Annotated in this window: 11 protein-coding genes; 3 read left to right on the forward strand and 8 right to left on the reverse strand. The window is 64.9% G+C overall.

Translation table 11 applies throughout. The features are described 5' to 3' along the window. The first annotated feature begins 390 nt into the window (after positions 1-390). A complete protein-coding gene (locus tag ABIB99_RS37170) occupies positions 391-1,551 on the forward strand; it encodes an MFS transporter (protein WP_354180562.1) in 1,161 nt (386 codons plus the stop codon). A 6-nt stretch (positions 1,552-1,557) separates the two neighbouring features. Here ABIB99_RS37170 and ABIB99_RS37175 read toward each other — a convergent pair whose 3' ends face one another. Beyond that, positions 1,558-2,547: a Bug family tripartite tricarboxylate transporter substrate binding protein gene (locus ABIB99_RS37175; protein WP_354180564.1), complete on the reverse strand. Its 990-nt coding sequence runs from the start codon at positions 2,545-2,547 to the stop codon at positions 1,558-1,560. Between the two features lie 298 nt (positions 2,548-2,845). On the opposite strand from ABIB99_RS37175, the gene ABIB99_RS37180 reads away from it, so the two are divergent. Further along, a complete protein-coding gene (locus ABIB99_RS37180; protein ID WP_354180566.1) occupies positions 2,846-5,686 on the forward strand; it encodes an ATP-binding protein in 2,841 nt (946 codons plus the stop codon). Positions 5,687-5,731: 45 nt separating this feature from the next. On the opposite strand, the gene ABIB99_RS37185 is transcribed toward ABIB99_RS37180, so the two are convergent. The 3 genes from ABIB99_RS37185 to ABIB99_RS37195 form a co-directional block, all read right to left on the reverse strand. Further along, positions 5,732-6,670: an aldo/keto reductase gene (locus ABIB99_RS37185; protein ID WP_354180568.1), complete on the reverse strand. Its 939-nt coding sequence runs from the start codon at positions 6,668-6,670 to the stop codon at positions 5,732-5,734. Between the two features lie 82 nt (positions 6,671-6,752). Next, a complete protein-coding gene (locus ABIB99_RS37190; RefSeq protein WP_354180570.1) occupies positions 6,753-8,246 on the reverse strand; it encodes an MDR family MFS transporter in 1,494 nt (497 codons plus the stop codon). Continuing rightward, positions 8,243-9,385, reverse strand: coding sequence for an HlyD family secretion protein (locus ABIB99_RS37195; protein WP_354180572.1), 1,143 nt, complete (start codon positions 9,383-9,385; stop codon positions 8,243-8,245). Before ABIB99_RS37195 ends, ABIB99_RS37190 begins: the two co-directional genes overlap by 4 nt. A gap of 139 nt (positions 9,386-9,524) precedes the next feature. Here ABIB99_RS37195 and ABIB99_RS37200 point away from each other — a divergent pair, with 139 nt between their 5' ends. Next, complete coding sequence (locus ABIB99_RS37200; protein WP_354180574.1) at positions 9,525-10,166, forward strand: TetR/AcrR family transcriptional regulator; 642 nt, start codon at positions 9,525-9,527, stop codon at positions 10,164-10,166. 94 nt (positions 10,167-10,260) lie between these two features. On the opposite strand, the gene msrA is transcribed toward ABIB99_RS37200, so the two are convergent. The 4 genes from msrA to ABIB99_RS37220 form a co-directional block, all read right to left on the reverse strand. Continuing rightward, positions 10,261-10,776 (reverse strand): peptide-methionine (S)-S-oxide reductase MsrA, encoded by a 516-nt coding sequence (msrA, locus tag ABIB99_RS37205; RefSeq protein WP_071917299.1) that lies wholly within the window; start codon positions 10,774-10,776, stop codon positions 10,261-10,263. 29 nt (positions 10,777-10,805) lie between these two features. Then, on the reverse strand, positions 10,806-11,291 hold the full coding sequence (locus ABIB99_RS37210; RefSeq protein WP_354180576.1) for a cupin domain-containing protein: 486 nt from the start codon (positions 11,289-11,291) through the stop codon (positions 10,806-10,808). A gap of 21 nt (positions 11,292-11,312) precedes the next feature. Beyond that, positions 11,313-11,735: an OsmC family protein gene (locus ABIB99_RS37215; RefSeq protein ID WP_014493564.1), complete on the reverse strand. Its 423-nt coding sequence runs from the start codon at positions 11,733-11,735 to the stop codon at positions 11,313-11,315. A gap of 121 nt (positions 11,736-11,856) precedes the next feature. Further along, positions 11,857-12,705: an enoyl-CoA hydratase/isomerase family protein gene (locus tag ABIB99_RS37220; RefSeq protein WP_354180579.1), complete on the reverse strand. Its 849-nt coding sequence runs from the start codon at positions 12,703-12,705 to the stop codon at positions 11,857-11,859. Positions 12,706-12,718 lie beyond the last annotated feature (13 nt).

A 12,718-nucleotide genomic window follows, 5' to 3' on the forward strand; every position in this document is an offset into this window, starting at 1 on the left:
CGACCTCTCGCGCCCGACGCTGTCGCGTCCACCGCAAGCCCGGCTCGCGACAGTGACGACACAAGATCGCCCCTCTTGGTGAGCCGGGATGGGCGGCACATACGCCAATTCCGAATTTCGGTAAAGTGGAATATTATTGCAAGCGCAACTTGACACCGGCGCAGATCGGAATGACCCGGTGTTTTGCCCGACGGCCGGGCCCGGCGGCGCGCTCGCGAATCCGGCGGCGCGCTTACGAATATCGTCCCGAACGCAACACGCTTCGGAACCCAGGTTGACGTCGCGCCGTTCTTGAGCACTATCTGCGACAATTCGAGCACGCCTCGGACATAAAGGCGCAGCAATCTCAGGGCTTGTCGATCCGCCCCGCCCTGCTTCCCCGGAGTTCCCATGCATTCTGCCGACCGGCCGGCAACGCGCCTCGCGACGCGGCTCGCCTTTCTCGTCGCGGGCTTCGGCATCGCATGCTGGGCGCCGCTGGTGCCATTCGCAAAGACGGGGCTCGGCGTCGATGACGGCGTTCTTGGATTGCTCCTGCTCAGCCTCGGCATCGGCTCGGTCGTCGCGATGCTTCTGACCGGAGTCATGAGCGCGCGCTACGGCAGCAAGCCGATCATCATCGCGGGCGGACTCGGTCTGGCCCTGGCGCTGCCCCTGCTGGCGATCGCGAGCTCGCCGGCAACGCTGGCGCTGGCCCTGTTCGCTTTCGGCGCCGCGCTCGGCTCCATCGACGTCGCCATGAACATCCATGCGGTCGAGGTGGAGCGCGACGCGGGCCGCCCGCTGATGTCCGGCTTCCACGCGCTGTTCAGCATCGGCGGCTTCGCGGGATCCGCCTTGATGACTGCGCTGCTCTCGTTGCAACTCGGCGCGCTCGCCTGCACGCTGATCTGCTCCATGCTGATGCTGGTCGCGATGCTGGCGGCCTGGCCGCGCCTGCTTCGTTCGGTGCAGGTGCAGGACGGACCGCTCTTCGTGCTGCCGCATGGCTCCGTGCTCCTGCTGGCGCTGCTCGCCGCCATCACTTTCCTCGTCGAGGGCGCGATGCTCGATTGGGGCGCGCTGCTCGTCATCGGCGCCGGCCTCGTCTCGGAAGTGCAAGGCGGGATCGGCTACATCGTGTTCTCGATCGCGATGACCGCGGGGCGGCTCGGCGGCGACGCCGTCGTCGCACGCATCGGGGATCGCGCGACATTGTTCTGGGGCAGCATCATTGCGATCGCGGGCTTCGTAGTCCTGCTCAGGGCTCACGTAGCGGCGGTCGCCATCGGTGGCTTCCTGCTGATCGGCCTCGGTGCATCGAACCTCGTGCCCGTGCTGTTCCGCCGGGCGGCCAGGCAGACCGTGATGCCCACGGGGCTCGCCGTCGCCGCCATCACGACCGCAGGCTACGCGGGCATCCTCATCGGTCCCGCCGGCGTCGGCTTCGTCGCACGGCTTGGCGGATTGCCGACAGCGTTCTGGCTGCTGGCCGCGCTGATGTGTCTCGTCGCGCTGTCGGCGCGCATGGTCACGGCGGAGGGCCGGCAGACGTCGCGCGTGGAGGCCTGAGCGGCCTCACAAATTGCTCAGCCCGATCGACTTGATCACGGGCGCCAGGCTTGCCGTCGTCACGTCGATGATGCGCTGGAATTTGTAGGGACTCGAATCGATGTCGGGCTCGATGCCCTGGGCACGGTAGTTTGCCTGCATCGCCGGATCGGCCATCGCGACCAGCGTCGCCTGTGCGATCCGGTCGATGATCGCATCGTCGGTGTGCCTGGGTGCGAAGATGCCGAACCAGCCCTCATAGCGGAGATCCGGCATGCCGGATTCGACCGCGGTCGGAATCTCCGGCGCGCCGCTCAACCGCTTTTCGCTGGTGACCGCCAGCAGCCTGACCTTCCCGGCCTCGCCCAGTTGCTTCAACTGGTCGGACATGACGCCGATGACGAGCGATATCTGGCCACCGGCGAGGTCGTTGGTCGCCTGCGAAATGCCCCGATACGGCACGTGGACGATGTCCAGCGCGCCGGCCTGCTGCTTGAAGGATTCGCCGACCAGATGGTTGCCAGTGCCGATGCCTGGTGTCCCGTAGGACAGTTTTCCCGGATTATCCCTAGCGTAGGCAATCAGCTCACGCAGATCCGCGGCAGGCACCGACGGATGGACCGCGAAAACCAGCGCGGTGCTGATCAAGCGATAGATGGCGCGAAAATCGTCGACCGAATAGCCGGGATTTTTCGAGGTCAGGGGAATGATGACCTGGGTGCTACCATTGCCGAGCAGCAGCGAATAGCCGTCGGGCTCCTCGCGCGCGACCGTCGCAGCCCCGATCGCGCCGCCCGCACCGCCGATATACTCCACGAAGGTCGGCCCAAGCAGCGATGACATCTTGTCCACCCAGGGACGCCCGATCTGATCCCCCGCTCCGCCGGCACCATACGGAAGCACGAGGCGAATGGGACGAGACGGATAATCAGCGGTTTGTCCGCTGCGCGGGATCGCCGCCAGCGCCGCTGCGCCCGATAGCGCATGGACGAATCGTCGCCGCGAGAAGGAAGCCATGTTCGAATTCCGGAAGTCGGTGGTCACTGTCAAGGCGGGACCGGCTCCCGAACCATGCAGTCTCAGCAATCTGCTACCGCCGTCAATTCGCCATCCGGGTGAGAGCACCGGTGTCATCGCCTTGTCATGTCACCATAACCCTTTACGTCTTAAGGGTTATTTCGGCGGACCGACCGATCGAAGCCATGCGCGCAGGGCTACCAGCTCTGCCCACTGCTTTCGGCCAGTTTACTGTACGCCTCGTTCTGATAGACCAAAAAGTAATACATTTTGACTCCCGTTGCGGGGGCAATGGCGCGTGCCAGATCGTACCGAAGACTCGGCCATTTCTTTTGGGCCATTTCGACTATTTCCGAAGTCGCGGCTCTTGGAGAAGGAGGGCTCGCCGCTTCACGTCGGCGGCCGCGCGCTCGATATTCTGATCTTCCTCGCCGAGCGCCCCGGCGAAGTCATCGACAAGAGAGAGCTGGTCAAGCGCATCTGGGCCGACGTCAATGTCGACGAGGGCAGCCTGCGCTTCCACGTCGCGGCACTGCGCAAGGCGCTGGGCGATACCGGCAAGTCGGCCCGTTATGTCGTCAATGTGCCCGGCCGCGGCTACTGCTTTGTCGCCTCGCTCGCTCACGCGGCCCCGCCGGCCGCTCAGCCCGCCGTGAATATCGCACCTCCCCGTTCCCTTCCCTCGCCGCTCTCGAAAATGGTCGGACGGGAGGAGATCGTCGAGAAGATATCGAACGGGCTTTCGCTGCATCGCTTCATGACGGTGGTCGGCCCCGGCGGCATCGGCAAGACCGCCGTCGCCGTCACCGTCGGGCATCGCAGATCGGCGGATTTCGGCGGGCGCGTATTCTTCGTCGACTTCGGTCCGCTGAGAGATGCCAGCCACATCGCGACCACCATCGCCTCCGCACTGGGACTGACCATCAGCGCGGAGGATCCGACGCCGGCCCTGCTGACATTTCTGAAGACCGGCCCAGCCGTGCTGATCTTCGACAGCTGCGAGCATGTGCTGGATGCGTTGGCACCGCTCGTCGAGCGCATCGTTCGCGACGCACCGCAGCTTCGCGTTCTCGCAACCAGCCGCGAGTCGTTCCGGAGCGACGGCGAAAGGATTTTCCGCCTGTTCCCGCTGGATTGCCCGCCGGAGCGCGAGGACCTGGGTGTCGCCGAGGTCCTCACTTACCCCGCGGCCCAGCTCTTCGTCGAGCGCATTGCGCAGAGCTCGGGTCCGTTCCAGCTCAGTGCGGAAGAAGCGCCGCTCGTCGCGAGCATTTGCCGGCGCCTCGACGGCATTGCGCTTGCGATCGAGCTCGCGGCCGGCCGTGTCAATGCGTACGGTATTGCCGGCACGGCGTCGCTGCTCGACAGCCGCTTCTCGTTGCAGTGGCGGGGTCGGCGCACCGCCGTGCCACGACACCAGACGCTCGCCGCGGCGCTCGACTGGAGCTACGATCTGCTACCTCCCGCCGAGAGTGCCACGCTGCGACGCCTGTCGGTCTTTGCCGGGGCCTTCGCGCCGGAGGCGGCTGCCGCGGTGGCCGCCGGCGACGGCCTCGGCGCGTCCGAAACGCTGGAGGCGATCGACAGCCTCGTCACCAAATCGCTGATCTCGCCATCCGGCTCGCGAACGCTGCGCTATCGCCTGCTCGACACCACACGCACCTATGCGCATGGAAAGCTGAACGAGCTCGGCGAGACCAGTCAGTTCGCGCGCCGTCATGCAGAGCATTTCCGCGACTTCTTCGAGCGCGCGGAGGCCGATACATCGACGCCGCTGCCGGAATGGCTGAGCATCTATGGCGCGGAGCTGGACAATGTGCGCGCCGCATTGAACTGGGCCTTCGGGCCCGACGGCGACGCTGCACTCGGGATCGCGCTGACGGCGGCTGCCGTCACGCTATGGGTCCGCCTGTCCCTGTTCGCCGAATGCCGCGAGCGCGCCAAGACGGCGCTCACCGCGCTCGGCGACGGCGGCGGCGATGATCGCATTCGCATGCAACTCCTGTCGGCGCTCGGCTGGTCGCTGATGTATGGCGAGGGCCGCGCCCGCGAGGCGCGTCCGATCCTCGAGACGACCCTGGAGCTGGCTGACAGGCTCGACGACAAGGACTTCCGGCTGCGCGCGCTCTGGGGCCTGTGCATCGACCAGTTCAACAACGGACAGTTCGGCAAGGCCCGCGCGCTCGCCGACCGGTTTGCGAATGCAGCGGCGAACTCGCCGGACAGGACCGATCTCATGCTGGGCGACCGGCTGATGGCGGTGGCGCTGCATTATCTCGGCGATCAGAACGACGCACGGCTGCGCATCGAGCGCGTGAACGCGTCGCTGCATGTGCTGGCGGAGAAGCCGAAGATCTTCCCGCTCGACCTCAGGATATCGACGCAATATTTCCGGGCCCGCATCCTGTGGCTTCAGGGCCTCGCCGATCAGGCCCAGGCGCTCGCCGCCCGAAACATCGAGGAAGGTCGCGCCAACGGCCACGCGCTGACTTTCTGCAGCGTGCTGGGGCAAGCCGCCTGCCCGATCGCCTTCTGGTCCGGCGATTTCGAGGCCGCGGAGCGCCACGGCGCCGAGCTGCTCGAACACACCGAGCGCCACGCCATCCGGCTGTGGGGCCTGTGGGCACGGGCCTTCAACGCGGCGGTCGTCGTAAGGCGTGGCGATGTCGCGACCGGCCTGCCGCTGCTGCGCGAAGAGCTCAATCGCGCCGGCGATGCGCGTTTCCTGCCGCGCTTTCTTCCGCTGCTCGGCGAACTCGCCGCATGTTCCGGCGAGGCCCACCAGGTCGACCGTGGCCTCGACGTGATCGAGGACGTCCTGACCCGCTGCAACGACCGGCAGGAGCTGTGGTATCTGCCGGAACTGATGCGCATCAAGGGCGAATTGTTGCTCAAGAGCCCGCGGCATGCGGGGGACGCCGAGGCGCGCTTTCGCGAGGCCATGGACATTGCCAACCAGCAGGGCGCGCGATTCTGGGAGCTGCGCGGTGCGATCAGCCTCGCGCGATTCATGATCGGAGCCGGCCAGAGTGCAGAGGCCCTGGCAATTCTCGAACGTGCATGCGGGGCGTTCAGCGAGGGCGCCGGCATCGCCGATATCCGCAGCGCGCGCGATTTGATCGCGCAACTCCGGACTTGACGAGGCCGGCCGAAGGCCTTCGGTCTTCGTACCACAGCGCTCGCTTCATCCTGCCCGCGGAATGAATCCGGGCACGCCGGTCTCGACCACTGTGTTGAAGCGGACATTCGTCGTGATGTGGTCCCGCATCTCCCGCATGGAGTCTTCAGGCAGCGTCGAAATATCGAAGTTTTCCTCGATCCGCCGAGGATTGGTCGAGGTCGTCAGGAAAGCCGTGCCGCGCTGGACGGCCCAGGCCAGGGCGACCTGAGCTGGCGTCTTGCGCAGGCGCTCCGCGATGGCGGTGATCACAGGATCAGCGAGGAGGTTCGGCTTCATGGCGTGTCCCAGCGCGGCAAACGCCTGCAGGACAATTCCATGCTCCCGACAGAAGTCGAGCAGGTCCCATTCGGGCAGGTAGGGATGCGATTCGACCTGCACCATGGCAGGCCTGATCCGCGCGACCTCGACGATCTCGCGCAGCTTCTCCAAGGTGATGTCCGACAGCCCGATCGACTTGCAGTGCCCCTCGTCGACGAGGCGCTCCAGTGCCCCCCATGTCTCCGCCAACGTCACGCCTGAATCATAGATGACATGGCCACTCGCATCCCTCGGGTCCTGCTCGTCGCCGGGTTGAAAGGCGAAGGGGGTATGGATGATGTAGCAGTCGATCTCGTCGAGTTGCAGCCGCTGGCGACTGGCGTCGAAAGCAGGCCTGACCCGCTCCGGTCGATGATTGGTGTTCCATAGCTTCGTCGTAACGAACAGGTCCTGGCGCCGAAGCGTGCCCGCCCTGAACGCATCCTGCATCGCGTCGCCGACGGCCGCTTCATTGCGATAGCGCTCGGCACAATCGAGATGTCGAAATCCGGCCTCCAATGCAGCCCTGGTGGCCTGCCGGGTCACGTGCGGATCGGGAATGAGCGTGCCAAATCCGACTGCGGGAATCGTCACGGACTCATGCGTGGGAATTCTCGTGTAACGAAGTGAATCCGAGGTCGTCATGGTGATACTCCTTGTTGACTGCTAGCCGCGCGATGCGGAGGAAGCGATCGAGATTGCCGACAGATTTCACGACTCTCCGGCGTTAGCCGGCGGGACGCGGCCTACGAAGAAAGAACACCAGCGGGATCACGACGAGCATGGCGAACATCAGGATCTCGAACTGATCGATGACCGCAACCGTGGCCGCCTGGCGCGTGACCATGCCGTTGAGGGCGGCGAGACCTGACTTCCCGATCGGGCCCGTGACATTCGCCGCGACACGATAAGGCGTGAGATGCTTGGCGAGCGCGATATGCACGGCCTGGGTGTTGGCATAGAAGAAGAGCTGGACCACCGCGATGCCGATGGTGCTGCCATAAAGGCGCGACAGGTTGATCAGCGCACTGCCTTCAGGGCGAAGCTTCGGATCGAGCGTTCCGAACGCGGCCCTCACCAGCGCCGGCAACAACATGCCGAGACCAGCGCCCTGGAGGAAACCTGCTTCGACGACCGGCCGCCAATCCATCGCCGGCGAATAGCCGAGCATCAGCCAGTTGGCATAGACCACCAGCGCCATTCCACCCATGAGGAACGGCCGGTAGTCGACCTGTCCCGGAACCAGGCTCGTCAGCACGAGCGCTCCCACCAGCGCCACGCCGCGTGGAATGCTCATGTAGCCGGTGGTGTCGACAGGATAGTTGAGCAACTCCTCCAGCATCGGGGACGTCAATGCCAATGTCGGCAGCAGGACGAAGCCGAGCGCAAAGGAGATCACCGTCGAGAGGACGAGATTGCGATCCCTGAACAGCGCCGTGCGGAGAAAATGTTCCTTCTTCGTCAGAACGTGCACGATGAAGAGATAGAATCCCAGGACCGAGGCGATCGCTTCGACCCAGATCTCCGTCGAGGCGAACCATTCGAGGCGCTCGCCGCGATCCAGCAGCATCTGCAGCCCGATCATGCCGGCGGAGAAGGTCGTCAGGCCGAAGACGTCGAAGGGCTGGCTCCGCTCTGCCCGCTTCTCGCCCAGCAACAGGGCCATCGTCAGGGCTATGAAGGCCGTCATGGGCAGGCTGACATAGAAGATCGACGGCCAGCCGTAATATTCGCTGAGCCAGCCACCAAGAGCGGGGCCGGTGCTGATGCCGAGCAGCGAGCAGACCGTCAATGCCAGACCCATGCGCGCTTGTCGCGCCGCCGGCGTCGCCTCCAGCAGAATCGCCAATGAGAGCGGCGCAAGTGGTCCGCTCGCCGCGCCCTGGAGAATCCGCGCCAGCACGAACTGGATCGACGTCGTTGCCAGCGTGTCGAGGACAAGACCAAGCGTGAAGACGGCAAGGGCTGCCTGATAGACAGCCTTGCGGCCGTAGCGTCCCGCGAGCCATTGCGTGATCGACATGGTCACCGCGCTGGCAGCGATATACGAGGAGAACACCCAGCCGACCTCGTCATTGGCCATCGAGAGCGTGGCCTGGATGTGCGGCAGCGCGGCGTTCGGTATCGAAATGTTGACGGCCTGCATGTAGGTCGCCATCAGGGCGGCCGCCGAGATTGCATGATGACCGCCGGTCGCGGTCGATGGGAGGGGCGTACTCATTTGACCTCCGTCGCAAGCGCAGGCTGGAGCAGATGCAGCCAGTTGCGACGATGGCCGGTGTCGACCCGCGCCGTCACGCTGATGCCGGAGAACAGTGGCCGGGTCGAATCGGGATCGTCGAGCTCGAGGCGCACCGGCAGCCGCTGCACGACCTTGACCCAATTCCCGGTCGCATTCTCCGGTGGCAGGATCGAGAAGTCCGACCCGGTGCCGGGACTCATGCTGACGATATGCGCCTTGAATTTTCGATCCGGATAGGCGTCGACGTCGATCGTCGCCTCCTGGCCCGGCCGCATGTGGGTCAGGCCCGTCTCACGAAAATTCGCCTCGATCCAGACGTCCCGGCTCGACATCAGTGAGAACGTGGGCGCGCCTGCGTTGACGAAACCGCCGATCTGCAGATCGTCGACCTTGGTCACGATACCGTCGTCGGGAGCCCTCACCGTGGCGTAGGAGAGATCGAGCCGCGCGCGATCGAGCTGCGCCCTGGCCGCGCGGACCGTCGGGTGGCGGTCGACATCGATGTCGGGGTCACCGTTGAGCGCGACGACCGTATTGGCGATCTGCTGTTCGATCGATGCCATCCGATGGCGCGCGACCTTGAGATCGGTCTCGGCCCGCTCGTAGACCGCACGCGGCGTGAAGTCGGAGGCGACCAGCATCCTCTTGCGGTCGAACTCGCGCTCGTCGAAAGAGGCCGAGTCCTTCGCCGATTGCAGCTCCGCCTGCTGCTGGCGGTAGGTCGCCTTGAGGGAGTCGATCTGGAGCCGCGCGCTGCCGAGCCGGGCCTCGGCCTGATCGACGGCGATCTGGTAGGGCTCCGGGTCAATTCGAAACAGGACCTGGCCCTGCCGGACACGCTCATTGTCGCGCACGGCGATCTCGACCGCCTGGCCCGACACCCGCGCGTTGATGGTGACTTTCGCGGCGCGCACGAACGCATCGTCGGTCGAGACAAATTGTTCCTGCGCCAGATACATGAAGGCGCCGAACACGGCAGCCGCGGCGGGCACCACGAGCATCAGGGGCCGGCGCAGCCGCCTGGCAAGATCCGCTCCGAACAACGGCGCAGCAGCCTCGCTCCCGCGGAAGCTGCGATCGCCCAGCCAGCCGGCGATTGGCGCAAAGTTCCAACCCATCGTCCTCGTCCTTATCTCATTTGCTAACGTTCGTTACAAATATTGTACCCCGATGCGGCGATCAAGCCGCGCGGCCATTGATTTTTATAACGATCCATACAAATATACGTGTGGAACATGGCAACCAGGTTCGGACGACATGGCACGGAAAAAGAGCGAGACGGGGCCTGCGCGCCGGGGACGGCCACCCGCCTACGACACTGAGACGGCCCTCAAACGGGCCACGGAAACGTTCTGGAGGACGGGCTATTCCGGCACGTCCCTGGACAAGGTCGCGGCCGCGACCGGCATGAGCCCACCGAGCCTCTACGCGGTGTTCGGCAACAAGCACGCGCTCTATCTCGAGGCGTTGGCGCGCTATTGGGAGATCAGCCTCGCGGCAACGCGCGAGGCTCTCGCAGGGGACCATCCCTTGGACGAAGCGCTGATGCTGGCCTATGATGCGGCGCTGTCGATCTACTTTTCCGGCAAGGGATCAGCGCGCGGCTGCTTCGTGGTCGGAACCGCGGTGACCGAAGTCGCCGAGGATGCGGCGATCCGGAGCAGCGTTGCGACGGGACTGCGCGCGATCGATGCCGATTTCGAGGCCCGCTTCCGCCTGGCCCAAGAGAAGGGCGAGCTGGATCGCGAGGCCGATCCGGCTGCACTTGCAATCCTTGCCGCCGCCACGATGCAGACGATCGCCATCCGCGCCCGCGCCGGCGCACGCCGCGCCGATCTGAGGGAGATTGCCCGCAAGGCGGTGGCTGTGATCTGCCGACGCCGGCCGGAGGCGCGTTGAGCCGCGAGGAATTCTCGTGATCGTACGATGAGGGGAGTTCGCACATTTGCACTCCTCGTCAAAAGGCCCTCGGCGGCCTTACGCGACAATCCGCTTAGCCTCCCACGGCGGCCGCACGCCGCGGCAGCTTCCAGTCGGGCCGGATGAAGTGGCAGGTGTAGCCATCGGGATAGCGCTCGAGATAATCCTGATGCTCGGGCTCGGCTTCCCAGAACTCCGCTGCGGGCGCGACCTCGGTCACCACCTTGCCGGGCCAGAGACCGGACGCCTCGACATCGGCGATGGTGTCTTCCGCGACTCTCTTCTGCTCGTCACTCGTATAGAAGATTGCCGAGCGGTAACTCGTGCCCAGATCATTACCCTGGCGATTGAGCGTGGTGGGATCGTGGATCTGGAAGAAAAACTCCAGCATGGTCCGGAAGCTCGTCTTCGCGGGATTGAAGATGATCTCGATCCCCTCGGCGTGGCCCTCGTGATTGCGGTAGGTAGCGTTCTTCACATGCCCGCCAGTGTAACCGACACGGGTGGAGATCACCCCCGGTTGCCTGCGGATCAGATCCTGCATGCCCCAGAAGCAGCCTCCGGCCAAAACTGCGCGCTCTGTCGTCATCTGATACTCCATTCGTTTCGTCGGGATAGTCAGCGCTTGTCCGCTGCCGGATGCAAGCGCGGGTCATCATGCTCATCGTGATATTCGAGGCCCAGCGGCCCGATGGCGGAGACCTGTGTGACGTATTCGCCGGACTTCGCCCAGTGAAAATGCCAGGTCTCGCCGGGCAGCACGATGACGCTGCCCGGCGGATAGGCTTTCACCTGGTCGCCATCAAAACGCTCGCCGAGGCCGATGTAGAACACACCTGACATGACCGTGTAGATGCGGTCTTCCGGATGCTTGTGCGGCATCAGCTTTGTGCCCCCGGGCACCTTCACCCGGACCACGTAAGGTCCGGGTTCATTGGGATGGCCGACCATCACCGCCAGCCGCGCGCCCGGCGGGAACGCAGGGAACGGTTGCCAAGCGATGTCCTCGGGCAAAATCGCCCGGAACCTGTCTTCATCCGGCTGATGCTGGCGAGGCAGATCTTGACGAGGCGGATCTTGGCGAGACAGATCTTGGCGAGGCATGGCACCGCTCCCTGTGTTGGATCAGGTCAATTTGGCGTCGAGCGTGATCGCGGCGTTGAGCACCTTCGACACCGGACAGTTCTTCTCGGCCTCGCCGGCGATCTTGGCGAAACCTGCGTCGTCAAGGTTCGGCACCTTGGCGCGAAGCGTCAGTGCCGACTTGCTGATCTTGAAGCCCTTGCCTTCCGGCTCGAGCGTGATGGCGGCTTCCGTCGACAGCTCGTCCGGCGTGAAGCCGGCGAGCTGAAGGCCGAAGGCCAGTGCCATGGTAAAGCAACCGGCATGGGCCGCGGCGATCAACTCCTCGGGATTGGTGCCCTTCTCGTTCTCGAAGCGGGTCTTGAACGAATAAGGTGTGCCGGCGAGCACACCGGATTCGCTCGACAGATGGCCGGTGCCGTCGCGACCGGTGCCCTTCCAGACTGCTGTTGCCTTGCGGATCATCTCAATTCTCCTTGCTGGTTTTCAGGTTGGTTTTTAGCACCGGCGCTCGGTAGCGGAGGAAAGCGACATTGGCACGACCGCCTGTCACCCCTCCAACCGGCCGAACGCCACAGCGGTTCCGTTAGCCGCTGATTTGACCCACATGGAAGCCGAGCCGGTTCTCGACGTCGCCGGCGCGGTGGAAGCCGCGCGCCATCAGCGCCTTGATGCGGGTCTGGCTGGCGGGACGGCCGAGCGCGGCCAGGAACGCGTCCCACTCCGGCTTGATCTCGTCATCCGGCGGCAGGCTCGCAACATCGACGAGACGCTTGGTCTCTGCGATCGCCTCCTTGTCGAACGACGCAATGCGCATGGCGAGCGCCTCGACGAAGCCGTCGAGCTCGGCATCCGGCAGCGAACGGTTCACGTAACCGTAACGCTCGGCGAGATCGCCGTGGATGTCATCGGCACCGAGCAACACTTCGAGCGCGCGGCCTCGGCCCATCAGCCGCGGCAACCGGGCCATCGGTCCGCCGCCGGGCACGAGTCCCGCACCGACCTCCCATTGCGACAGGATCGCCTTCTCGCGGCTGGCAAAGCGCATGTCGCTCGCCAGCGCGAGCTCGCTTCCGACCCCGGTCGCACGGCCCCGGATCGAGGCAATGGAGACGACCGGCGCGCGGCTGAGGCGGACCAGCATGTCGGGCAGCGCCTGCAGGCCGGTCGGCCCGGGTGGAACGCGAAGCGAGTCCTCAAGCGGCGCCAGGAAGTCGTAATGCGTGATGAAGAAGCCTTCGACGGCGCTGTCGAATACGACGACCTTCACGTCCGGATCGGTCTCAATCGCGGTGATGATGTCGTTGTGCAGCGGAAGGTGCTTTGGGCCGAAGATGTTCACCGGCGGCATGTCGAAGGTGACGCGCCAGTATGTCGGCAGGCGGCGCTCCAGGCGAATGTCCTCGGTGGTGAAGATCTGTACGGGGCGGTTCATTGTTGGCACTCCT

Source organism: Bradyrhizobium sp. LA6.1 (genome assembly GCF_040547805.1).
In the GTDB taxonomy this organism is placed as follows: Bacteria; Pseudomonadota; Alphaproteobacteria; order Rhizobiales; family Xanthobacteraceae; genus Bradyrhizobium; species Bradyrhizobium barranii.